The following is a 25,324-nucleotide window of genomic DNA, read 5'->3' as shown; positions in this document are numbered from 1 at the left end:
TCTTACTATTTTGTCTTCTTTAATCGCTTTCGATGCTTCGAATATAGTCCGAAGGCGATATTCCGTATGTCTCTTTAAACAAAATGTAAAAATAATTATAATTTTGAATACCAATCTCGTAAGCGATTTCCTGTAACGAAAGTTTTCCTTGCAATATCATCTCTCTCGCATGCCTCATCTTCGTTCTGTTAATATAAGTGACTAGGTTGATGCCTGTGCTTTTTTTGAACGTTCTGCTAAGGTACGAGGTGCTGACGAGCAATGCATCCGCGATCTCGCGCAACGTAAGCTTTTCTTTATAGTTTTCTTCCACGTACTTCATGGCTTTATCCGAAATCGAGTATTTCGAGTACGTATATCTTTTCTTCTTCAATTCGTTTTTCAGCCCGATGCAGACCCTTATCAAATAATTTTTGATTTCCTCGTACGTGCCGAAGGAGCTCCACGCTTCATAGGGTGGTTCGTTACGAAAGATAGCCTCCTCCTCGAGTTGCAATTGATTGATTTTTCTTTTAAGGAACATAATGATCTCCATAAACAGGACTTGTACCCACTCCCTTGATAAGTGCCTGTTCATTAATTCCGTAAAGAAAGCCTCGAAATACTCGCTAATGTTCTGATCCTTCAAGTACAACGTTTCATCCAGTTGGGTTAACAGTTGGTTATCAAGAATTTTATCGGGCTCTCCGATCCCCTCCCGTTGCACGATAAACTTCCGATTCCCCTGAAAATAATTTTCGAGCAGGATACTTCTATTAAGCTGGCGTTGCATTTTAATATTTTCGATACCGGCGAACAGGTCGGATACGGCGAACGATATTTCCAGACTGCAAAACCGAAACAACGTGATTTGGATCTGCCGCAAGACCTCCTCGATTTCCCTTTTTGACTTTTCCTTCGCACTAAATACAAGCAGGAAGATCCCCGGTTCTATCGGGAGCATTGCATAATCCCGATAGTACTTGATCGTCTCGTCAATCATGATTCGCATGGTCAGTTCATCGGTGTACTCTCCGTCCATCTCTTCGAAGCGGACATCCATTCCGCCGACGGCCAAGATCAAATCCTCCGATAACCACGACAACTTAAGACCCTTTAGCAAGACGTCCGGATTATCGATCTCCGCATATTCGTTAACGATTTTATATAACAGGTCCTCTTTGCTCTCTCCCGTCGCCGCCGACGTCTTGCCTTGGCCCGCTTCATGAATTTCCCGTATCATAGATCGAATCAAATCATTAATGTTCTCTTTCGTAATCCGATGTTTTAATAAATAATCCTTGGCGCCATTCTTCAAGCTTCCTCGTACGTAATCGAAATCCTCATATGCGCTTAAAGCCACGACTTTAATCTCTGCGTTCAGTTCATGGATATAATTGATAAACTCCACGCCGGAGATGTTCGGCATACTCATATCGGTAAACACGATATCCGGTTTATTCTCCTGGAGTAATTCCATGGCGGACTTCCCGTTGGTAGCCTCCGCGGCTAAAGTACAACCCAGCGCATCCCATTCGATCATTTTTTTCAATTCCACCAAAACCGTCGGATCGTCGTCTACAAGCATGAGCTTAATCATGTTTTTCATCCTGCTTCTTTATGGGTAATTTAATTCTTAATGTCGTGTATTCGAGCTTCACGCTTCTCGCGTCCAGCCCGTATTGATTTCCGAACATTAGCTTAATTCTGTGATTTACATTTCCGATGCCGATCCCCGTGAATCTCTCTTTCCCCTCGTTCTTTTGATTATGTAATATATTCGGGAATTCAGACGGTTCGATCCCTACTCCATTATCCGTAATTTCGAATATCATGTCTCGGTTCTCCCGATAACCGGTAATGGATATCATTCCTCGCCGATTCGACGGTTCGATCCCGTGAATAATGGCATTTTCCACAATCGGCTGTAATACGAACTTCGGCATGAGACAGGATTCTATTTCCGGGTCAATGTGGAAAGCAACGTCAAACTTATTCATCAATCGATAATTTTGTATCGTGATGTAATTTTTCAATAGTTCGATTTCATCCGAGACGGTCTGCAGGTTATCGTCATTTTTCATGCTGCCTCTCAATAAATCAATGATCGCATTGACGAGGGTGACGATGGAGTTTTCGTTCTTCATTTTCGCGATGAAAGCGATCATATTCAGCGTATTGGCTAGAAAATGCGGATTGATTTGAGCTTGTAGCGCTTTGATCTCCAGTCTTCTCTTTTGCCTCTCCGCCTCACGAATGTTCACAAGTAATCTGTTGATTTCTTTAGCCATTTTATTGAATTGCTTCGCCAAAATCGTAATCTCGTCATTTCCATCCACCGTGACGCGGGCATCCATCTGTCCGGTTTCGAACGCTTTAATTCCGGCTATCGTCCGATTAATCGGAGATATTATGCTGTAGGAGACAAGGGCAGTTATTAGAACCCCGAAGGCGATGCTGAAGAGACCGACGTAAATAAAATTTTGCAGCACCGGTGCAGAATCCGAATGCAAGTAGGTGGAAGGGATCACGCTCACCAATACCCAGTTTTCGTTAATCGTTTGATTATAGACCATGCTTCCCTCGTTTCCGGTCTTCCGATAGTAGCGGTCGATTTCGATGCCATCGATAATTTCTTTATTTTCAAACCTGCTGCCGACTCTGACGGTTTCCTCGGCGGACGAGATCACGACGTTATTTTTATCTAAGACGAACATCTCTGCAGACATATTCGTTGCCAACTCTTGATAGATACTTCGAATTTTTTCTTCCTCGACTGTCATTAGCATGTATCCGATAACATTTCCGTCCTCTTTTTTCTTGATCGCCTTCCCCAGTACAATATTTTTCCTTACGACGTTGACTCCGGCGGCAATTCTCTCTTCATAGTCTTCATTCATCGCCTTTACAATGAATCTTCCTTTATTCTCGTAAGATTCCTGCAAGAAATATTTCAAGTGATCTTCCTTCATGTTCAGGCGAAACGCATCGCTGCCGTACACATTGACCGCATGTCCGTCCAATGTGTACAATGTAATTTCCGAGACGATATTGTCGAATACGTATTTACTGCTCATTCTTTCTGTAATGAGGATCTTCGTGTTGTTTTTCATTCTTTCGGTATACTCTTGATAATGGATCAATATATCTTGAATCTCGTCCATGTAACTGATCTCGATACTGTCGTTTCTAACCTTCTCGATCTTCTCGTCGATATTGGAACATATTTGAATCAACATCGACTCCAGAGAATTACTGATCCCCTCTTGGATGACGTTGCTACTCTTGTTGTAGAGCAATATCCCGTAAATAGCGATCGGCAACATGGTTGCGAATATAAACAAAATGAGCAAACGGCTGAAAATATTCATATTTCGTAAACGCGATGTTCGTCCATTCCTAGGTTTCAATATTTGGATGCCCTCCTCCGTCATCGTCCGTCGTTGCTATCAGATTCCGTATGTAGTTTGCAGAACCCCTAACGAAGTCCGGCACTGAATCCGCTTTCAGAATATACTATAATCCCTTTTCCCGCTATGCATATTTACCAGGGGAAAGCAACAACTCAATATTGCAGATGCTGCATGGCAACGACAAAAGACAACATCCATACGGATCTTGTCTTGGATGTCTTATTGTCATTCAAACTTACATGAAGCCTGCGGAGCTGCAGCAGCTCTAAATCGACTAACTATTGCCTCCGTAACAACATAACATCGGGAGCATTTGTTATATGTTCATTTGTAAATCTTTTTACCCATCTGCTTTTGGTCCGCCTTTAAACTAATTTTCCTGTGTTCGAATGTGAAGCCTTTTTAATCGATTTCCAACAATTGCCTTAGTGGTTTCGTGACTTTCAATAATTTTAGCTTCTACACCGCCCTTTTTTAATTCATTAACGACGGCTTCCGCTAATTTTTCGTTTTTCTTCCTTCTCATTTCATCACCCCTACATTCATGTGTAACCAGATAAGGAACACATTAGTACGAAGGGAAATAAAAAAAGGGCAACGGTAAGTTGCCCTTTCTTGTCATGCCTCTATTTAACTACAATAGGCTTTGTCCGAATCACTAAAGGCCTTGTTCGATTTCCGACAATAGAAGAATACGAGTTATTGTGGGTAACATCGTCTCTGCGAACATTCATACCGGCCCGTTCTAATTCCCGGATAACTTCTTCCCGGGATTTTGAGAGGTGGATCCTATTCTGAAATGCTTTCGCCATTGTTACCCTCACCCTTCTTCGAATTATTATCAGTATAGCCCCTTTTCAGACAATTTTCCAGTCGCGACTCAAAATCAACCGTTAATGCATCTACTTCGTCCAGCCATTCGTCTTCATTTCGAATTTCTGGATCCAATAAGATCATATAAACATACTGTTTATCGTCGATGTGAATCGGACAAGCAACATATTGCCGGTCCGCCTTTTCATTGCTTTTATCGTGCTCGAATGTTAACGGAATCTCGGCAAGAATCGCTTGTAAAAATCCAGTTCGCTTTTTTAATGATAATAGCTTGTCTTTCTTAGTTGGATCCAGAAATAACTCCACATGCATTCCAACTATTTCGGAGAGTAACTTTATTCCTAACTCGACAAGTGCATATTCCATAGTATCATTTTGGTCAAGATCCGGCTTAACAGAAAGTCGATGATTATATTTTTGTATAAATTGAATAAGGGGTATATCATCAACCTCAACAGATCCTTCGGGTGAATTACTCCCGGAAACTACAGCCTCTTCATCAGAGTCAATCCTCTTAAATGAACGCTTGTATACGTCTTGGAACTCCCTATATAAGCCAATGTCTAATTTGAAGTACGTTTGGTGAACGGCATTTGCATCCGTTTGCTCCTGGACGTATCCATCAATTAAATTCAGTTTGATAATCGTTTTTCCTTTTAAGTGCTGTTTGGTGTATTCGTAAAGTTGGACGCCAAGCACAAAGGGGTGTAACGTCACGAAGGTTTGAAATAGATCCATGAGAATTTCACGCCGCATATATGGGCTTAGTTGTTCATGGGCCATAATTAACATTTCTATTTGCCGTTGCATTTTGGTTCGAAGTTCTTTTATCTCTTCGTTTTTAAACTCAGAGTAAACACGCCAGAGCATTCCTACTACTGCCAAGCCTAAGATAAATCCAAAGAGAGGGATCTTACTACCGTCCATTGTTGGGGCTAGCCATCTTGAATAGAATTCAGTGGCATTGTCAGATTTCTCTACCCAAAAGTCAATGATGAACACAACTAGCGATCCAAAGAACACCAATATAAATGGCCATAACCTTTTCAACCACAATAGAACCTTGTTCATAATACAACCTTCCTTAGTCCGCCAATCAGAAATGATTGAGCATAACCATATTAGCCGGTGAAACTATTGGCATTATTCTCGGAAGTGCCGGTAACAATCACGTTATCATAGTCTTTAAGCAAGAACTAGCGAAGAGGAATTCCATAACGGTCTGGTTTACCCAATGTTATTCCGCGTCTTCCCTTGCTTAGTTCAAAACGACAAGCAGTGCATTACTTATAGCTCTACCGGGTTTCGTAATGTATTTCTCGTTCAACCATAGCCCGCTGGATGCACCGCCATCCATATTCATCGCTTGATAAGCCCCTGTTTGCCGCATCACTTCCGCCAACTCCGGGATGGTAGCCCCGTTCGTTGTGACAATCAACAGTTTGTAATCTTTGGTAATGCCAAGTGCACTCCTTGCGCCGGACATGGTTAAGATTTTAGGGTCGCGAAATCCTTCACTCTCCGGATCGACGGATACCTCGCCATCCATTAGGAGTCTTGGTCCGACCTGCAGTGCGCCATACACCTCTTCCTCACTTGAGATTAGTATCTCTAGAAACTGTTCCCCTGAAAACATCCCTGGGGTGTTTTGGCGATCAAATGAAAAGACGGTCCTCTTATCCCAGGAAGCACTATTGACAATTTCCCCCTCAGCCACAATATACCCGTATGGAGATTTTATGGAGGATTCAGTATAAGCGTCAAAAAAAGTTCCGTTTATTGCGACAGCGGCTCCGTTATCGGCCGCGATCTCTTTTAGCTCAGAAACATTACCGACCTTCCCTTCGGCGACAGCGACTTTAAGAGAAACCTTCGGGTGGAGCAGATCGACAGTCACTACGTTTGCGCTAATTTTCTTTTTTTGAACGAGAATTGTATGGGCTTTGTTTTGGATTGGCGATCGCTCTACGGTTTCATTCCAGCGTTGTTCCGTCATGACTGGCAAAACCACTTTGGTGCCGTCTTTCATAAGCTCGACTTGGAAACGTTGATCGTCCCAAGTGACGGCTATACCCATCGCATCCGAAACCAAACGAAGTGGAATAAAAGTAATCCCACTCTTAATGAAAGGGCTAGCGTCTGTAGTAACGGCTTCTCCATTCAAATGAACGGTCCTGGAATTGACTTGCAATATAACCGTGTTTTGCTGGTTCGAAAGTGTTATCCTTTGATCATGTGGATTCCATGTCGCTTCATACCCGAACTGTTCGCTTAAATATCGGACAGGTACATATATTCTGTCGGTATCCTTGAGTACACCGACACTGACGGCAAGTGCTGACGGTCCTCCGGTCAGAAAAAGGAAAAGTACAAAGGTAAGACTTACAACAATCCACCTACATCTTTTCATCATTTCGTCCTTTCCTATAATACTAAATAGCATCATAATCATTATCCTGTACTGATTTCTAGTTTTCTCCTGGATCAAATGTTAACCAAATTAATACTACCAAAATTTATGCCATATTGTTATTGTTTTCTTAATGCCTTTAGCGAAATGCTCTCACGAGGATAGTTTACTAAATAGTAATAATAGCATGTGTTACGGAAGAGCAATTCCGTTGTAACTGGGATTAAGTCCCTCGTTTCTCTTTACGTAATACAGGATACGTCGCCATAAACAAGGAATGCCCTCGATCCTCCTCTCGGAGCGTCAAGGGCATTCTGCGATCACGGCGTAATTGTGCCGCCATTAGGCGTTATTCCGGCTCACCCGAAATGCAGGGCCAGCTTCGCGAACATGTCTTCCAGCGTAAATCTCGGGTCGACGTAATGGTACACCCGGATCAGACGATCCTTCTGATGATGTATATAATGCAGCGTATCCGCATCGATCCTCGGAGCAGGCTTCCATTCGTACCCGTACTCGTGATCGTCGAGCAGCAGGCTGACGGCGGGCGAATCGCCGAGCGCCCACATCTCGCCTTTCGGCCACGGTGCGTTCGGATTCCGCTCGGCTACCCAGTCGTTGAAGTCGATCAGCTGCTGATACAAGTAATCGCCGATCGCTCCGCACGGCTGCACCCGCGCCTTCAGTTCAGCGATGCTCGTCCGGCAATCCATCAGCTCGAGCAGCTTCTCGACTTCGTCGTAGCTCTGCTGCATCGTGCCGGGCGGTCGCCCCTGCAATATCGCGTTATGCTCGAATTGGGCCGCGATGATGCCCCGGATGTCGAACCGCGGCGTCAGCAGCGCATGTACGATCGCGAACTGGTCGTCCGCCTCGTTTTTCGAGTCGGTATTGACGATCAGCCGCATTTTTTTGCTTTTCGGAACGTCGAACGCAAACTTCATGTGATTTCCTCCCTGTTCTTATCCTTTCACGGAGCCGGCGAGACCTTCGACGAAATATTTTTGGAACGCCAGATACACTCCGAGGATGGGCAGCACCGAAATCAGGACGCCCGCGAAATGGAGGATATCGCCCGCCTTACGGGCGTTTCCAAGGCTAGAACAATTCATAGGGTATCTCGCTTTTCACTTCGGAACATAATGATTGTGAATTTATTCACAATTGCAGGATCGCGTCGGCAAGTGCTCGTGGATCTGCATTCATCATTGCTTCTATCGTATCTTCCACGCTTCTCCTCCGTACTTATGCACGAGATCCTTTGACCGAAGCAAGTCAATCATCGGGTGAATTATAGCTGAGAGTTTCTGCTCTGCATGATCACGGTACTACAGCGGTCTCGGATATTGATTAAACATCATATTAATGCAATAAAACCAGCGCATGCCGCTCGAATGAAACCGAGTGACATGCGCAGGGCAGTACGAGACGTTGGGCGATACTCACGACACGCTATATTTTAACGTAAACCTTGCCTTCATCGACGGACACGTCGAATCTCTCTACCGTTACATCATAGGTCAACGTCCGCACTTTATGGTCCACCACCATGCAGCCGCTGCGGATGTCGAATTCCCAGCCATGCCAAGGGCAGCGGACGATTTCCCCTTCCTTCTCGTACTGGAATTCCCCCGGCTTCGGGGATCGGAGCCAAGATGTGACCGGTCCCCTGCAAAGCTCGGCCCCCTGATGCGGACAATAATTCAACAATGCGTGGAACTGGTCGTCATCGAAGCGATAAATCCCGAGTTTACGGCCGCCGACCTGAACTAAGGTCGCCTCCCCTACAGGAAATTGATCGGTCGTCCCAATATAATGTCGCGCCATCTCGTTTATTCCTCCGTACCGTTTTGCAGCGGCAAACCGTACAGTTTGGCTGCGTTATTATACAAGACGTTGTCCAATAATGACTTCTCCATCTTCGGAAAAGTGAGCTTCGGCGAATCGAAATCCCAGTGCGGATAATCGCTGCAGAACAGCATTCGGTCTTTGGCGAAAGAAGCCTCCAACATTTGATCGAACAATGCCTTATTCGGCACTTCTTCAAGCGGCTGCGAGCCGTAGTACATATTGGTTTGCAAATATTCGCTCGGTTTCTTCTCCACCCAAGGGGTTTGGGGGCGGAGCGCCTTCCAATCCTGATCCAATCTCCAGAAGTAAGGCGCAATCCAGAACACGCCTGCTTCAATGAAGATCACCTTCAATTCCGGGTACAGCTCGAAAACGCCTTCGAACACAAAACTTGCCATATGCGCCATAAATACTTGGGGACGAGCCGCGCGGCCCTCGATATAATAAGATGGATAACCCGCTCCCGTTGTCGTTGCGTTGCGGGATGCGCCTTCTGCACCTACGTGAATGGCGAAGTGCAGTCCATGCTTCAGGCAAGCTTCGTATATCGGATGATAGTTTCTCTGTCCATACGGATGCGCCGCTCCACCCAGAACATAGGCTTGCACCATCTGCGGGTGGCTCCCGACCCGTTCGATTTCTTTCACGGAAGCCGCAATATCGTGATAAGGAATCACAATAGACCCGCGCAGGCGCTGATCCTTCTCCAGCCAGTGCTCAATTGTGTAGTCATTGTAAGCGGAGCATAATGCCGCCGCATAATAAGGATCGCCTACCATCGCAGCACTGCTAAACTCGCCTGTCAAGATGCCGTATTTGACGTTGTATTCCTCGAAATGCTGCTTGATCATAAAATCCAGATTCGATCCCGCCTGTTCCCCGTCCGGGAACGCATCAAACCGCCGTCCATGCCGACCGCCATTGTGACCGAAGCCTCCATGCAGCGGCCCCCAGGTTTCAATCTGCTCCTTATACCTTCTGGGTAAGTAGGGAAAGATCGCCTTGATATCGGGGATATTGTGATGAATGTCGCAGTCGATCACACCAAGGTTCGTCATAAATGTTTTCCACCCCAAATTACGTTATTTTACACCGCTCATAGAGATCCCTTCGATAAAATGCCGCTGCGCGACGAAGAACACGGTCAAGATCGGAACCGTCGCAACCATCGAAGCCGCCATCATCAGATGTCCCTTCACTCCGCCTTCGTCGGTAAACATCGCGAGCGCCAGCGGAATCGTATACAGTTCGCTGGAATGCAGATAAATGAGAGGATCGAAGAATTCATTCCAGCTGCCAAGGAACGTTAAGATGGATAAGGTTGCAATCGCAGGCGTCGCCAAGGGCAACATAATGTTCCAGTACAATCTCAGAGGAGAACACCCGTCGATCCTTGCCGCTTCGCCTAATTCATTCGGAATCGTAAGGAAAAATTGCCTCATGAGAAATACGCCGAAGGTGCCGCCCGCTCCAAGAATCGCCGGTACAATTAGCGGGAAATGTGTATCGACGACTCCCAAATTGCCAAACCAGACAAATAGCGGAATGGCTGTCGATTCATTCGGGATCATCATACTGCTCAGCAAAAGCAGAAAGATTCCATTCTTCAGCGGAAAGGACAGCTTCGCGATGGCATAGCCTGCCATAGACGCGACGATGCAGGTTCCCGCCGTTACCAGCACAGCGATATATAAACTATTAAAAAAATAAAGATGGTACGGATACCGCTCGAACAATTCCACATAATTGACCCACTTGAACGGGTTGGGAATCCATTGCGGCGGGGTGACGAACACCTGGGAAAAATCCTTCACCGATGTGATGGCCATCCAGTAGATCGGGATCAGACTGATGAAAGCGACAACCGACAGCACCGCATAATGCAGCAACCGTCCTAAGGTCAGGATCCTAAGTTTACTGTTCAAAATGGATCCACCTCTTTCTGCCGTACCATTGAACCAACGTTAATAGAAGGATAATAACGAACAGGATGAACGCAATGGCTGTCCCGTAACCGAACTCGTAGTATTTGAACGCTTGCTCGTAAATATAGTACACCATTACATACGTACTCGTTCCGGGCCCGCCGCCTGTCATAATGTAAATCTGACCGAAGACCTTCATCGATCCGATGATCGTAATCATCGTCACCAGGAACATCGACGGAGAGATGAGCGGCAAAGTAACATGCCAGAAGGCACGCCATCTTGAAGCGCCGTCGATTCTCGCGGCCTCGTAATACATCATGGGGACGTCCTTCAACGCGGCTAGGAAGATGGCCATATTAATCCCAAGGCTCTTCAGTAAAGAGACGACAACAACGACCGGAATCGCCAGCTCCATACTATACAGCCAGGCCGGACCGGTCACGCCGAACGTCTTCAACACCGCATTAATTAATCCGTTATCCGTCTGGAAAATATACTTCCAAATGATCGCCCATACGACAATGGATGTGACGACGGGGGCGAAAGCGGCTGTGCGAAAAAAACCCATTCCCGGAATCGAGGCCTGCATCAGCAAAGCAAGTCCCAAGGTAAGCATTATATTCAACGGAACAAAAAGTATCGTAAAATATAAGGTGTTGCTCAGCGTATCTAGCAACACAGGATCCCCAAAGAATGCATTCCGGTAGTTATCCAGCCCAATAAATTTTAACTCATCAAGTAAATTCCAGTTCGTGAAGCTCATGGCGAAGGAAGCGACGATCGGACCGAACAAGAAGAAGAAATATCCAAGCAGCATTGGCATAACGAACGCGTACCCATACCATTTCTCTTCCCGGTTCAATAGCTTCCGCCGTCCCTTGGACGTCCGTCTTCCGCCGATAGTAGGTTGACCTGTATTAGGTCCGAGCACGTTCTTCCCTCCTTTCATCCTTATCGCCGAATTTCTATCCATTCGGCGATAAGGGCACTAGTTATACTTCTTATTTCAACAGCGGGGCGACCTCTTGATCCATGCGCTCCAGCACTTCTTCCACCGTTGCGCTTTGCGTATACAAAATATCGAGCAGGTTCTGAATCTTTGTATTAATTTGCTGCCAGTTCTCCGGGGTCGGGATTACGCGCCCTCCGGCAGACATCGGCTCAGACATCGCCAATTTGATCCCTTCGGCGGACGGTTGGTCGTTCATGTTCGCGAATGCCTCGGATTCAAGCACCGATTTCCTCGGAGGCGGGAATGTCGCTTGAAACTTAGCCATCCCTTCCTTGCTTGTGAAAAATTTGAGCAGTTCAAGCGCTTCGGCCGGATACTCCGTATCTTTCATCACGGAGTATCCGGATACGCCATCGTAGAACGGGGCGTCGGCTACGGGACCTTTCGGCATCGGAGCGATATCGAACTCCAGCCCTTCCGCTTTGCGGGCACTGGCTGAGTAGCTGTAGTTGCCTCGGAACATCCCGATCTTGCCGGATTCGAATGAAATCTGATCTCCCGGCTTCGGGTTCGTGAAATCCTTGAACATCATATCGTCGAACATCTGAAGAACTTGTGCCGACTCCGGCGAATTTAACAGAAATTCCGTGGCGTCTTCATTGAATATATCGGCTCCGAAGGACCAGAACGTGTCTGTGTATGCATCCTTCCAGTTGCTTCCCCCTGCGATCTTCACACCATACACGCCTTGCGAGGGGTCAGTCAGTGCTTTTGCCGTCTTGAGAAATTCCTCGTACGTCCAATTGCCTTCTTTTACGAGCTCATTCGGGGTCTTAAGACCTTTCTCCGCAAACAGCTTTTTATTGTAAAACAATACCTTAGGACCTGCCGAGAACGGGATCCCGTACAACCCGCTGTCTTTCCCGCGGTAAATATCCATACTTGATGCATACACATCATTCAGGTCATACTCCGGATCGTCCGCAAGCTCCGATAAATCCATCAGTAGGTTGGCATCACGAATCTGAGGAATGATCGCGTCATACAGCCAAATCACGTCAGGCGCTGTCTTACTGGCTGCCATGATGGAGATCTTCTGCGGATATTCCTGGTATGGAATCAGCATTACTTCCACATTGATCCCAGGGTGAGCGTCGGTGAATTCTTTCACGACCTCCTCGAACATTCGCTTGCGGTTGTCATCTCCCCAAATACTCATCTTGAGCGTAATGTCCTTGCCCTCTCCAGGAGCCGGTGCGTTCTTGACAGCCCCGGTATTGCTCGGTTCAGTTGTTTCAGGGGCAGTACTCCCCCCATTCGATCCTGTCGAACATGCTGCTGCAACAGAGATGATCAACAGCAAACTTAGAAGTGCGGTCCACGCCCTTCTCATAGATTCAATCCCCTCTCTAATCATTAGTGAAGCGCCGATAAAGCGCTTTCAATTACAAAGTATACTGGGTTCGCCTCGATTAAAAAATGGCGCTGAATTGCGATAAGGTGCGAATATTTATGATTCTTGATTCCGATATTCCGAAGGAGTGGTTCCTACTCTCGTCTTAAATACGTTCATGAAATGTTTGGCGCTGAGATAGCCTGTTAATTGAGCGATCTCATGAATTTTCAAATTAGACTCCCTGAGCAGCAGCTTAGCCTTAGCCATCCTGCTCTCTGTTACGAAATCCGAATAGTTCTGGCCGGTCTCCGTCTTGAACAACGCCGATAAATAATGCTGAGTTAAATTGACTTGTTCTGCGACTTTCTGCAGTGTGATGTCGTCGGATAAATTTTGCAGAACGAACTCTTTGACTTTCCTGATCACATGGTGGTCTTCTTTGCTTATTGCTTTACCCTCCTCCGTCGTTTTCCCATGGAATTGCCTGCTTAGTTGATCGTTGATTCTTAACAGCACCTCGGCGAGTTCCACACGACTCACCGGCTTCAATAGATATTCCGCTACCTGATATTTGATCGCTTGCTTGGCATATTCGAAATCGCTGTAGCCGCTCACAATAACGATAAACAAGCCGGGGAAGCTCGCGCGAATTTTTCGAATCAACTCAATACCGCCCATTTCCGGCATTCGTATATCTGTGATGAGGATGTCCGGAAGCGTCCCATGCAGTTGTTCCAACGCTTCTCTTCCATTCGCGGCTTCCGATACGACCCTGTAACCGCCAATGACGTTTTCGATCGTATGCCGCAAGCCCAGTCGGATTTGTTCCTCGTCCTCTGCAATCATAACGCTGTACATTCCCAGTCCCCCGCATTACACCGGTATTTTAATGACGAACGATGAACCCTCGGCCACAAGGCTTTCGATAAACAGACCATATCGGTCGCCATACAAAATTCGAAGCCGTTGGTGTACATTTTTCAGTCCGAATCCTTTCCTCACTTTATCGAATTGATCTTGTTCCAGCTGGGACGGAAGTCTGCTATTGATCCGGCGGTTGATCTCCTCGACCTGATTAGCTGTCATACCAACCCCATCGTCGATCACCTGAATGAACAGATCATCCTCCTCAAAGTGTGCCGTTACCCGAAGCGTTACCGTCTTCTGATGCAATGCGTGCTCGATGACGTTCTCTATTAATGGATGCAAGATCAACTTGGGTACCAGGCAATCTTCGCAGGAGGGGTCGACGTCGATTACGGTGTGCAGCCGATTCTTCAGGCGAAACGATTGAATCTGCAGATAATGATCGACGAACAGCAACTCATCCTTCAAAGTAACCGGCCGCTCAGATTTCTCCACCGTATACCGCAACAGTTTGCCCAAGCTCGTGACGATATCCGATATTTGCAATTGATTGTTATGCATGGCGAGCATATTAATGGATTCCAGAGTATTGTATAGAAAATGCGGATTGATCTGGCTCTGCAATGCAGATAACTCTGCTTCACGTTCCCTGATTCGAGTTTCATAGACTTCCCGCACCAATCGATTCAACTCATCCACCATCGTATTGAAAGCGATTGCAAGCTGGCCAATCTCATCATTCGGAATGATCGATGCCTTCGCTTGGAAAGAACCATTCTGCACCAACGACATCCGTCCCTTCAAGTGACGAATGGGTGTGACCAAACGATTGGATATAAATACAGCAATTCCGTAAGCAACGAATAAGGAAATAACGGAAATGATAACGGTAAAAGTCGTCAACTCCTGAGCATCCTGCCTCAGATCTTCGAGCGGAATATGGCCGACAAGCGATAATTTGCTGTACTGCGAGGAAACTGTCGAGACGATATGGTCCGGCGTGTCACGTGTCACACTCTTGAACGACCACTTCTCATCCCCTATCAGATGGAAGGGATACACCATCAACTGATCCTGATTGAAAATAAAAAATCGGCTATTCGGGGTAAAGTCGACGACGGACAGCACTCGCTCAAATCCTTCCGCCGACAGATCAACCTTCATTATTCCTAACGAAGTCCTGGTCCGGGGATGAACGATTTCCCTTGCAATGGAGATAACTTCAAGCGGGAAATCATAGTAATTTGCTTTATGCGGCGGAACAATCACCAGTCCTCCCTCCCTAGCCCTAACGTCGGCCATCCACTCATTGCCGCCAGGTTCCCAATTTCTAAAAACCGTGTTTGCCGAACTGCTGAATATGCCGCCGTTATTCGTGAATATCAGGATCCCCTTGATTTCTGTTCTCTCGCTAGTGAAAGAGGATAAGAATAAATTGATGTCACCGGTAACTTCTAAGGGCAAATATAGATCCGGTTCATACGTTCCACTGTATCGCGTCAGAATGTTTAACATTTCCTGATCATATAGAGGAGCCTGCGTCAAGCGGTCGATGTCTTTCACATACCTGTCTAAATTTAAATTCATTTGCTCCATAATCGTTAATGTGGACTCGCGGGTATTGCGATCCACATCCGCTGCATACTTGCGGTATGTGAATATGCCGCTGATGACGAAAGGGACGGTAATCAATAATACGAATAAAACAAGGAATTTTCCGCGTAAAGGGAAAAAATAAGGTTGTTTCCCCATGGTCCTGAGTGCCTCCTCGCAGCAAATAGCCGCTAGAAATCGCAGTTGATGTGATGATTCTCCCATTCTTCCATATTTCGCTTGAAATTACTATGTTGTATCCACTAATTGACCCACAGCGCCGGAATGAAAATGACCCACCTCTGTAGAATATATCTCCTCTGTAGTATCGGCCAAGATATTTCGAGAGGAGGAAATATGCTAAGGAGTGGGACAGTGATTTGATTCGGGCGGTACTGTGAGTTATAGCCTCTATCATTCGTGATTATCGTACCGACATTTGGAATGACGTTCCGTTTGATATAACAAAAAAAACGTCCCATAATTTTAGTTATGGGACGCCATAGCCGAAAAGAAAACCATATCAATATCCAGGTATCTCAAAGCTAGATTCGACTACCTAAACTCGGGCAAGCTTATCCGGATTTCGTACGGCATGCATTCTGGCAAGCTTTCCGCGTCGGAGTTGTATAAATATAGCAGCCAGAGTTTCGTCCTTCGAACGGATTACTATACCGGTCTCACCGTTCAGAGGGGCAACCTCGATGAGAAAATTTCCTTGATAGTCGCGGGCTATACTCTGGAATCCGTCGAGCAGGATTCGGGCCACGTGATCGCGCGTTTGTACCGGATGCTTGAACGCGAGTGCTTTGCCGCCTCCGTCGGCGATGAACATGACATCTTCGGTCAGCAGAGACAGCAATTGATCGACATTACCTTGCTCGAGGGATATGAGGAAGCAGCTTATCCATTCCATTTGGGCCGCATCGGCCCTTATGGTCTCCCCTTCGGATATACCCATCTTGCTTCTTGCCCGGCTCATCAGCTTGCGGCAATTCGCCTCTCGCTTGCCGAGCAATTCTGCTATTTCGGGATAATCAAAGCTCAGCGCCTCACGTAGGACGAAAACCGTCCGCTCTGTCGGCGTCAGCCGCTCGAGTAGTGCGAGCATGCCGTAAGACAGCAGATCGCGGCGGACGACCAACGTCTCGAGCGTATCCGCATCAGGCGTCCGAATCGGTTCGGGAAGCCACGGACCAACGTACACTGACCGCCTCTTCCGTGCCGATTTTTGCAGATTAAAGCAGTGATTGGTTACCATTTTGCACAAATACGCCTTCGGTTTCTCCAAACGTTCGGGATGTACGTCGAACGCCTTAAAAAACACGTCCTGCACCGCGTCTTCCGCATCTTCTACAGATCCTGTCAGCTGATAAGCCAGCGTGAACAACAGCGCTCTATATTGATCGTACAGTTCTTCCATTCGCCGCTTCACCTTCTCCGGTCTGTTAAACGCACAGCAAACTTGATCTCTTTGTTTCTACAGTAGCTTACTACCCGCTTTCCATGCAATATTCCTGAGTTTCCACGCAGGCTTCCCCGTTATAATCATATTAAGTCCCCACTTGCGTCCCCACACCAATCCGCGATTTTCCCCTAGGCCAATGCAGTAGAAATCCAATGGGACCTTTTTGTGAACCGGGGCGGGGCGGCTCTCCAAATCGGCCATCACGATTTTCCCCAACCGATCCGCCTGTATCCCACCTTCTTTGCACGTCATCTGATCCGCCTTACCGTTTCTCGGATCGAAGATTCTCGCACAGTCGCCAATACTGTATACGCCCGGAGCCCCTTGGACGCGATAGCATTCATCCACCAGTACTTGACCTTCAGGAGTAAGAGGCAAGCCCATGCTTCGAAGGGCCGGATTCGGTATCAAGCCAATCGTCCATATACATAGGCTAACAGGCAGACGATCGCCATTAGAGAGCGTCACTACTCCTGCTTCCTCCCGCACCGCCTTACGATTGTGAAGCACGGACACTCCACATCCGCTGAGCGTCAGTTCTAACTTCCGTCCAATAATCTCCGGTCCTTCCGGGAACAGACGATCCTGCGTATTCAGCAAATAAACGGAGATATCAGGCGAATTCAGTCCAAGTGCCGCTGCTTCCTTCCGCATGGCGAGTGCCAACTCGGCGGACGTCTCGATGCCGCTGATGCCCGCTCCCCCAACCGCGATTGTCATTAGTCGCTTTCGTTCTTCAGGGTTCGTCTCGCCAGCAGCCTTACGCAGATTGCCACGCCAACGTTCCCGGATTTCTGCCGCGGTACCCGGGTCGGTCAAGGCGATGCCGCCCTGATCGGGATTCGGTCGCCGAACGATGCTGCCGACCGCCACGACCAAAAGGTCATATTGAATTCGGGCATCATTTCCTTGCGTATCCATATAACGAATCCGTTTTCCCCCACTATCTACGGACGTAACCGTGCCTTGCACGAATTCGACCCCTTCAGGAAACCAATGCATCCAGGGAATCATAATCTCTTCCTCACCAACAGCCGGCCGGAACAACAGAATTTTGCGCACATGACCGGGCTGATTGTCGATCAGAACAAACCGAATCCGCCGTCCGTTCACCATGCCCTGGGTCGTTTCCTTTATTGCTTTGAGGGCTTGAAGCCCTGCATGGCCGCCTCCGACGATGATGCATGTCAAGTCGTTCATTTTTCCTCAGCTCCTATATGTTTTGCACATATAACAATGTACGGCTTTGATTTGTGACATCGGAAACGAACGCATAACCAAAGCATACCTGGAGCGTCACGGAGCATCGTGCCTTGCGATCGATCAGCCGGTGAAAGACTCGGGTCCGAAGCGGCCCCACGCTATGAATACTGCCAGCGCGAGATAGATCAGGTTCGCCACCACTGATTTGTTGTCGCCGTGGCGGAGGTGGGTGATGATCGCGCCGATCATCACCAGTACCCAGCAGACAGCAGTCACCGGAACCAGGACCGGCGCGATGTCGATTACGGCGGGCAGGATCAGGCCTACCGCAGCCAGGATCTCGAGAATACCCAAAGTCTTGAGGAAGCCGACGCTAACGTCTTCGACCCATTCCCCGCCAGGGTACTTGGCCAGTTTCTCCTTGGGGAGGAATGTCTTGTTAATACCGCTGGCCAGGGCTACTATGGCGAGCAGTCCTGTTGCGATCCATAGCGCGAGATTCATATTCCCCAGCTCCTTTACGTTTTGCACATAGAACAATGTAAGGCTCTGAATTGTGACATCACGTCTATTCTCTTTGGGGCCTCATGGTCGAGTCCCGATTTGTAGGTTGAGTGGAACACATAGTAAGCAGCGCCTTGATTCCGAATGAGGAACGAGGCGCTGCCTGTTTACGATTGCTATTTTCGTTAGAAAGCACCCCTTCGCCTATTTAACATATAGTGGGGTTAAACCCATAAAAGAAGGTGAGGAATCGTGAAAAATAAGCCGAAAATGATCAAAACGATTCTGTACCAAAATCCGAAACACGGTTTTGCTATTTTGTTTCCGCGTTGGTGGAAGCAATATGCAGTCGTGGACCGGCAGACTTACGGAAATGGAAACCATCAAGAAACATTTTTGTCGTTTCATTTCCGCTATAAAGGCAAAATTTACGACCCGATCGTTACCATCGTCATTTCCCCTCTGACAGGCAAGGCATGGAGGCGTTATTACGGGGGATCGCCGGTGTCCTTTTTAGCGCAACATAAAGGCGTAACGTACGGATTTTTGCTGGCTGGAGAGCTGCCGAGCGAGTTTTTACGACCGGATAAGATGGAATATGATTACGCGAAGTACGGTCGTCCGATTCGCATCTTAAAGAAACTAGTCTCCGAAGTGCCGGCTGTTGTGAAATCATTGCATTTTATTCAAAGATCGAAAATCTTGTAACCCGAGTCGATCATTCCGATCGCGGCGAGGCGTTGCATTCCCTTCAGATCACAACAATGATCAGGTGTATACGAGTCTCCCGACCGCGCCGCATTTCCATAACGCTTCTTTCCCGACGGTAACCAAGTGAGATGCCGATTTTATCGAGGGAGCCCCTAAATCCAGTAATGCTTATAATCCTTCACGTATCGCTCCAATGAGATGGACTCCGCTGTTATCCCCGTTCCAAAATTTGCAGATATACCTTGCCTTCATAATGGTCTCAAAACTCCATACCTACTGAATATGTTAAAAAAAGCGGTCCGGAGGTCCCAGACCGCTTCGTCGTGTTTCACTCCCGCTACTTCCACACCGCCTCAAGCTCCCACAATCGAAGCTCGGATACTACGAGATCCCCGTCCTCCGGCACGAGGCGCACTTGGAACCGATCCGCCGCAGGGTACATGCGGTTCGTCATGACCGCGTCGCCCGCCCCGGCGAACAGTTCGGCGGACGAACGGTCCAGGAAGAGATGCAACCGGAGCTCGTTCCCGTCGCAGGACGGAACCGGGCACTCGCGCGTCAAACCGACGTTCTCGCCCTTGTTCCATCGATCCATGACAAGCGTATTTCTCGAAGCATCGTACCGAATCGACGTACACACTTCCTCCCCGTCCGCCCCGCGCACCTCAAGCGACCAATGGGCAGCCGTCGATGCGCTAAGATCGATCGCGCATACGACCTCTAACCGATCGCTCTGCAGCTCTTCGCAGCGATAAGCCGAACCTTCCCCGATCGTAAGACGGCCCGCGTCGAACGTACGACCGCGCAACGATTCGAGCTCACGCACGGGCCTTTGCGCAAGGCGACCGGAGGGTAAGAGGCTCAGCTCGCGCGGCAGCGTCAGCGCTCCCGCCCAGTTGTCTCGCTGCGTAGGCATCTCCATTCCCCACATATCCATCCAAGCGATCAAAATGCGACGCCCTCGATCGTCATGGAACGTCTGGGCTGCGTAGAAATCAACCCCCGCGTCCAGGTCGGCGACATACTCCTGCTTGAAGCGTCCGGAAATATAATCCATCTCCCCGACGATGTACACGTTGCTGTTATTTTTGCCGCCCATTCCCATCGGGGATAAGATCATTACATGCTTATCCCCGAGCGGGAACAAGTCCGGACATTCCCACATAAAGCCCTGCGTGCCGTCGCTCTCGGCGAGTACGCCGACGTAACGCCACCTCTCGAGATCCGGCGATTCGTAGAGAACGACTTTCCCGATGTCCCCTTTGCGGGTCCCGACGACCATATACCATGCGTCTTCATGCTTCCATACTTTGGGGTCGCGGAAATCCGCGGAGCCTTCCCGCGGCGCGACCGGCACGACCGGATTGTTCGCCGACTTTTCGAAGCGGATGCCGTCCTTGCTTCGCGCGATACATTGGACCTCCTTCGGGTCTCGATCGTTCGCGTGCCCGCTGTAAATTAACACGAGCTCTCCGTTGTCGTCGACGACGGCCGAGCCCGAGTAGCAGCCGCCGCGGTCGTACTCGTCCGTAGGCGCGATCGCGATCGGGAGATGCTCCCAATGCACGAGGTCGTCGCTTCGGACATGCCCCCAGTGCATCGGGCCATGAGATGAGCCGTAAGGGTGATGTTGGAAAAAGACGTGATACTGCCCGTTAAATTGAACGAGTCCGTTGGGATCGTTCATCCAGTATGCCGGCGCCATAATATGATACGCAAGCCGGTGCTTGGAGGCTGCCGCGCGCGGAGCTTCGGCGGCAACGCTGTCGTTCGCCCGGCGGAGCTGTTCTTCATGGTTTGACATGGGATTTCGTTCATCCTTTCCTTCGTCCCTGAACAGGCTTTGTCATACTGTTCGCCCCTCCCTGCCTGGTCTCGTATACGATGTTTCCGATTCGATACTGGGATTCGATACTGAGAGGATGCGAGCGGCTGACGTTGGGACCTACCGGTTAACAGATGCAGGTCTTTTTCTTGCTGCCGATTCGTCCCATTGCCTCGATCTTGCCGATATATTCCGTTGCAAGCGGTACTTTGCATGCCGTATTGCCGACATTCACATGCACTACGCCGACCGCCTCCGCGACTGCCTTCGCTTCCTCCGTTAATGGACTAACGTATGTGCCGACCGAAATAACGAAAGTATTCATAACATAGCGGACCCAGTTGCGCTCGCCGCGGATGGTGTCGCGCACTCTTGTCAAATAACTGCGTATCTCCTCCATGTCGAGCGCTTCGTCTGGCGCAACCGATACATAATTGGCATATGTGCTCCATCCGCTTACAGCGACCAGTTCCTCCGGCGATTCAATCCACTCCACCGCCAGTTCATGCGCGTACGGACTTTCCGCGGCCACTCTCGCTACCGTATATTCGGCAGGCGCATGCCATTTGGCTCCCGCCACCCAATGCTGCAACTGTTCTTTGGTGATCGTCTTCGGATTGATGCTAAGCCCCGCCAGGTACATCGCATCATAGTTTCCGGATTCATACAGCTGCAGAGCGAGAGCTTGGTCTTTTTTTACATGCTTAACGAGCTTCTTCATGTCCCCGATTTTGACGCCAAAGAACGGTTCTTTCGCACCATGGCGAATATAAGTGCTTTTCGTTTGTTCACTGCCCATGTCAGCCAATGCCTGTATGATTTCTCCATAGGTCATCTATTGTTCACGCTCCAAAACATGACTGTGTAGTAGTACATAGAATGATCACAAATTATAACGGCTGGATGCTCAAGTCCGATGCGTTCATCACCGCACTGAGCTCCTGCAAAAATCCTAATCTCTATATACGTTTTATATCATAGTTCTATCTGAATTGCCTCCACATTATTCCACGAAACATATTAAGGAAAGCCTTTCGCACAATTAGAACTGGAGATCCAACTGATTAAAACCCCGAATAATCCACTAGCCAGAAGAATCGTCCATTAACCCCCACTGCCCGCATCATGCCAAGCACAGTAACCCAATCTTCCGTTCCCCACTTCTCCTCAACTCTCTCACCGAATTGGTCAAATGCTCTCTCTTAGTTGAAGGGGCTGGTGCCCTCAGTTTTTATCACCAGAGCATTCCGTTCGTATTTTAGACCGAAATTTTCTGTAAAGTGATCTTTGCTCATAAAGGCGCCATATCCATTGTTTAAATGAAGCGCAAAAAGCCTGCAGGCTCTGTTCCTTGCGGAACTTTGTCTACAGGCTGGACTCGGTTTTTAGGTAATTACTTTCCCTTTTTTAATTATGAACCGCCTATCAATAAACATAGCTAACAGGAGAGCGATCGTTCCAAGAAACATTAAATAAAGAAAAGGCTCTGCCGCTAATGGGGTACCTTCAAGTTTTAGATGGTCCGCCCGGTATTCTAGTCGTTTAGCTACCCACCTTGCGGTTAAGTAGCCCTCCTGCCTTGCTAACTCTTCGAGCGTGGAGTCAAAGACAAATCTATCAGGTATTTCGCTGTGGATGAATTCAGGTTCCGCTGCGTTATTCATTTCTTTCCATCGCGTTATATCCTTATTTGAAATGGTTGGTGCTTGCTTACCCGTTACAAATAATTGATCTATCGACGGGGCATCGAAAGATTGATGCCTAGCGATCAAATTCAATTTATATTTTGTACGAATGGGTCTCGTTGAATCCGAGATGGTAATTACCTTTGCTGTCCCTAACGGAGAAAACGTGTCAAATACCGAAGCAAGTGCTCCTTCCTCCATACCGTCATACAATAAAACACCTATTTTTTCCTTACTTACCTGAAATGCTAGATTTAAATAATAGATGCCTTCTGTTAAATCAATATAATAAGGTTTGACAGTCGGATTTTTAACGAAATGATAAGACGGGTAGTTCATTTCTCTCGCTACGTTTTCCGCTGCTGTTTCACCAAATTGTTTCGAAATAACGTAGAGAACTGCATCAATGCCCGACGTCAAACCGGCTGAGGAAACAATGTTTCCATCTTGAACGAAGCGTTGATCTCTAACCCAATTTGTCTCCGGATACGTGCTTTCGGAATGGCCAAACATGCGCCAATGGGCAGTTGAAGTTTTTCCATGTAATAAACCAGCATCGGCAAGATTCCTTGAACCGGAACAAATGCTTACTATGTTCGTTTTGGCATGCCGTTGGAGCCATTCCCGAACAGGCCGATATTTTTCTTGGTTCGACATGGGCATGTATGGGACTACGATAAGGTCGGGACTTCTTCCAAGTAAATCATCCATCTCTTCGAAGGAATAATGAGGGACTATTTCTAAACCGCCGGTTAAAGATTTTACGTTGTTATCCGGTGCAACTGCAAATACATTGTATAGTTCCGTCATAGCAAACATTTCGTAAGGTACCATAAAATCGAACACTTCGGTAAGAGGGTTTCCAAGCAACACAGCCACTGTTGGTTTATCGGGGTCATAGGTAGGTATTTTGACTTCCTCTAAAGCGGGTGTCGGGGCGTCGCGTACGGATAGCCAATCAGCGCGAGAGCGATTAGCCCCAATTGTTCCAATTCCCCCTACCAATAAAACGAAAATGGATAGGTAAACAATGAATCTCAGAATATTTTTTTTCACTTTACTCCTCCTGATTCAAACGGAAATGACTTATGTATTCATGTTATCGTTTCAGTAAGAATCAGAACGCGCAAAAATAAAGTGAATTCCCGCAAATTATTGCGCGTTACGCGCAAAGCGCTCCGTATGAGCCGGGATTGATGTCGTAGTAGACATCATCCTTTGTCAACAATCCGAAAATTCGATGTGCGCATGCCGGAACAACGTGTCGTTTTTCGAGATCCGCACTCCCTTCCGGCTCGAAATCGTCAAATGGCTGCAGGTCACTTTCTTACAAATGATATAAGGATAAGGGCGCTCATGATATTCGGGAAGCAGCATACTGTCGTCGTTGGCGCTCGGGTCTTCAAATATAAAGATCTCGTGTCGATCCGGAAGAGCCGAGTCGTCTATCGATACATTAGTGATCTCGATCGTTTCCGGCATCGTGCACGGATATCCGTATTCATGCATCCCGTTATTTTGCATTCGGATCAGATACGATGCCTCCTGTCCATCGTCGCTTATGACCCATTTGCAGTCCGCAACGGTAACATTCCCTTCCCACGTGCTGCCGTAATCCTCGCGCAGGGCTAGGATCCGTCCGCCATAGAAGGTTACTTGACGTAACGTAAGCGTTCCGCGCCCGATCGCGTTTATGCCTTGCCAGCCCAACTCGCTGTTTCGAACCTGGAAGGAACCCGAAACTCCCATATGAGCATCCAATCTGGATAACTTGCAATGTTCCACGGAGATGTTTTTACAAAAATTCGTTGCGATGACGCCCCACCGCGTTTTATCCGTAATATGGTTCATCCGGCAGTTCCTAAGGGCGAGGTTCACCACGCTGTTCGCGTGCATATCGTAGGACCCCATCGCGACGGGAAGATTGGCGTTACCGATTTTCCAGTATATCTTATGACCTGTGAGAAAGCAGTTCTGAAAGGTGACGTTCGCGCAGTTCAGCGCGTTCAAGAAGCCTCTGTACGGCGAGCCCAGTTTCCCTTCCCCTACGACGTAATGAGTCATACCATCGATAATTGTATTGGAACGTGAAATGAGGATGCCGCGCCCGTAGTACTCGATACCGAATTGAGCTTGATTCGCGATCGTCGTAAATATGCCGCCTTGAACGGTAAGAAGCGTTTCATCGATCGGCCAGGCGACGGCTTCGGTAATCTGCTCATAGTTCCAGTCGATCGGCGATGCGATCCGGCCGTCCTTTCCTAAGATAAAGCAATCCGTCTGGTCGGTTCCCTTGTTTTGATTTAATCCGAACCGAATGAACTTCTTCCGGTTCGCGTCGGTCACTTTCACATAACATTCCCGTTCCGGGTAGAAGTCCAGTTTTTTCTGGTCTCTGTTCAATTGCTGAATCGGGAGCGAAAATGGCTGCAGAGCAGACCTGACTTCGAAGCATGGGGTCTTACAGTTTTCCACGGTTCTGTCGTCGACGACGAATCGGCTCGTACTCCAGTCCGTATCGGTTTCTATGATTGCCGTTATCGCTTTCGCGCCGATATAGTACTCCGCATTCGGTCGGCTTCTGACCGGAAGACGACGGGCGTTCGCATACTGATGAGCTTCGCGAATCGCCGCCATATCGTCTGTAACGCCATCGCCGACAGCGCCGAAATCCTCATATTGAACATATGATTTCATCCTGGTAG

At 48.0% G+C, this 25,324-nt stretch carries 21 protein-coding genes and 1 pseudogene; 1 reads left to right on the top strand and 21 read right to left on the bottom strand.

The annotated features are described in order from the left end of the window. Positions 1-19: 19 nt before the first annotated feature. The 17 genes and pseudogenes from FE782_RS09130 to FE782_RS09055 form a co-directional block, all read right to left on the bottom strand. Positions 20-1,579 (bottom strand): response regulator transcription factor, encoded by a 1,560-nt coding sequence (locus FE782_RS09130; protein WP_158299318.1) that lies wholly within the window; start codon positions 1,577-1,579, stop codon positions 20-22. After that, positions 1,572-3,389, bottom strand: a complete 1,818-nt coding sequence (locus tag FE782_RS09125) for a sensor histidine kinase (RefSeq protein ID WP_158299317.1) — start codon at positions 3,387-3,389, stop codon at positions 1,572-1,574. The genes FE782_RS09130 and FE782_RS09125 overlap by 8 nt, the downstream gene beginning before the upstream one ends. A gap of 373 nt (positions 3,390-3,762) precedes the next feature. Next, the gene (locus FE782_RS32250; protein ID WP_158299316.1) at positions 3,763-3,918 is read right to left on the bottom strand and encodes a hypothetical protein; all 156 of its coding nucleotides are present in this window, start codon (positions 3,916-3,918) and stop codon (positions 3,763-3,765) included. Between the two features lie 263 nt (positions 3,919-4,181). Continuing rightward, complete coding sequence (locus tag FE782_RS09120; protein WP_138193764.1) at positions 4,182-5,297, bottom strand: hypothetical protein; 1,116 nt, start codon at positions 5,295-5,297, stop codon at positions 4,182-4,184. A gap of 187 nt (positions 5,298-5,484) precedes the next feature. Then, on the bottom strand, positions 5,485-6,639 hold the full coding sequence (locus FE782_RS09115) for a phosphodiester glycosidase family protein (RefSeq protein ID WP_158299315.1): 1,155 nt from the start codon (positions 6,637-6,639) through the stop codon (positions 5,485-5,487). A 356-nt stretch (positions 6,640-6,995) separates the two neighbouring features. Beyond that, the gene (locus tag FE782_RS09110; protein ID WP_138193762.1) at positions 6,996-7,580 is read right to left on the bottom strand and encodes a hypothetical protein; all 585 of its coding nucleotides are present in this window, start codon (positions 7,578-7,580) and stop codon (positions 6,996-6,998) included. An 18-nt stretch (positions 7,581-7,598) separates the two neighbouring features. Beyond that, positions 7,599-7,703: pseudogene (locus FE782_RS32760) on the bottom strand (carbohydrate ABC transporter permease); the annotation flags it as partial. A gap of 385 nt (positions 7,704-8,088) precedes the next feature. After that, a complete protein-coding gene (locus FE782_RS09100; RefSeq protein WP_138193761.1) occupies positions 8,089-8,463 on the bottom strand; it encodes a Rieske (2Fe-2S) protein in 375 nt (124 codons plus the stop codon). Positions 8,464-8,468: 5 nt separating this feature from the next. Further along, positions 8,469-9,545 carry an amidohydrolase family protein gene (locus FE782_RS09095; RefSeq protein WP_138193760.1) on the bottom strand — a complete coding sequence of 359 codons (1,077 nt, stop codon included), beginning with the start codon at positions 9,543-9,545 and terminating at the stop codon, positions 8,469-8,471. A 24-nt stretch (positions 9,546-9,569) separates the two neighbouring features. Then, positions 9,570-10,412: a carbohydrate ABC transporter permease gene (locus tag FE782_RS09090; protein ID WP_238392397.1), complete on the bottom strand. Its 843-nt coding sequence runs from the start codon at positions 10,410-10,412 to the stop codon at positions 9,570-9,572. Beyond that, positions 10,402-11,346 (bottom strand): carbohydrate ABC transporter permease, encoded by a 945-nt coding sequence (locus tag FE782_RS09085; RefSeq protein ID WP_238392396.1) that lies wholly within the window; start codon positions 11,344-11,346, stop codon positions 10,402-10,404. The genes FE782_RS09090 and FE782_RS09085 overlap by 11 nt, the downstream gene beginning before the upstream one ends. Before the next feature lie 70 nt (positions 11,347-11,416). Next, the gene (locus FE782_RS09080) at positions 11,417-12,760 is read right to left on the bottom strand and encodes an ABC transporter substrate-binding protein (RefSeq protein WP_158299314.1); all 1,344 of its coding nucleotides are present in this window, start codon (positions 12,758-12,760) and stop codon (positions 11,417-11,419) included. Between the two features lie 117 nt (positions 12,761-12,877). Next, positions 12,878-13,621: a response regulator transcription factor gene (locus tag FE782_RS09075; RefSeq protein WP_138193757.1), complete on the bottom strand. Its 744-nt coding sequence runs from the start codon at positions 13,619-13,621 to the stop codon at positions 12,878-12,880. 15 nt (positions 13,622-13,636) lie between these two features. Beyond that, entirely contained in the window at positions 13,637-15,382 is a 1,746-nt protein-coding gene (locus FE782_RS09070) for a cache domain-containing sensor histidine kinase (RefSeq protein ID WP_158299313.1), read from the bottom strand. Between the two features lie 400 nt (positions 15,383-15,782). Next, on the bottom strand, positions 15,783-16,646 hold the full coding sequence (locus tag FE782_RS09065) for a sigma-70 family RNA polymerase sigma factor (protein ID WP_138193755.1): 864 nt from the start codon (positions 16,644-16,646) through the stop codon (positions 15,783-15,785). Positions 16,647-16,703: 57 nt separating this feature from the next. After that, positions 16,704-17,891 (bottom strand): NAD(P)/FAD-dependent oxidoreductase, encoded by a 1,188-nt coding sequence (locus FE782_RS09060; protein ID WP_138193754.1) that lies wholly within the window; start codon positions 17,889-17,891, stop codon positions 16,704-16,706. Positions 17,892-18,014: 123 nt separating this feature from the next. After that, entirely contained in the window at positions 18,015-18,398 is a 384-nt protein-coding gene (locus FE782_RS09055) for a DoxX family protein (protein WP_138193753.1), read from the bottom strand. A gap of 252 nt (positions 18,399-18,650) precedes the next feature. On the opposite strand from FE782_RS09055, the gene FE782_RS09050 reads away from it, so the two are divergent. After that, on the top strand, positions 18,651-19,106 hold the full coding sequence (locus FE782_RS09050; protein WP_138193752.1) for a hypothetical protein: 456 nt from the start codon (positions 18,651-18,653) through the stop codon (positions 19,104-19,106). 340 nt (positions 19,107-19,446) lie between these two features. Here the strand turns inward: FE782_RS09050 and FE782_RS09045 are convergent, their stop codons facing one another. From FE782_RS09045 to FE782_RS09030, 4 genes are all read right to left on the bottom strand, one after another. Beyond that, positions 19,447-20,913, bottom strand: coding sequence for a glycoside hydrolase family 32 protein (locus FE782_RS09045; RefSeq protein WP_138193751.1), 1,467 nt, complete (start codon positions 20,911-20,913; stop codon positions 19,447-19,449). Between the two features lie 148 nt (positions 20,914-21,061). Then, positions 21,062-21,769: a DNA alkylation repair protein gene (locus tag FE782_RS09040; protein WP_138193750.1), complete on the bottom strand. Its 708-nt coding sequence runs from the start codon at positions 21,767-21,769 to the stop codon at positions 21,062-21,064. Between the two features lie 550 nt (positions 21,770-22,319). Beyond that, entirely contained in the window at positions 22,320-23,675 is a 1,356-nt protein-coding gene (locus tag FE782_RS09035; protein ID WP_138193749.1) for a DJ-1/PfpI family protein, read from the bottom strand. 165 nt (positions 23,676-23,840) lie between these two features. Then, positions 23,841-25,316 carry a hypothetical protein gene (locus tag FE782_RS09030; RefSeq protein ID WP_138193748.1) on the bottom strand — a complete coding sequence of 492 codons (1,476 nt, stop codon included), beginning with the start codon at positions 25,314-25,316 and terminating at the stop codon, positions 23,841-23,843. Between the last annotated feature and the right edge of the window lie 8 nt (positions 25,317-25,324).

The sequence above is a fragment of the Paenibacillus antri genome, assembly GCF_005765165.1.
GTDB lineage: Bacteria > Bacillota > Bacilli > Paenibacillales > YIM-B00363 > Paenibacillus_AE > Paenibacillus_AE antri.
This window is presented reverse-complemented; position numbering and strand designations above follow the sequence as displayed.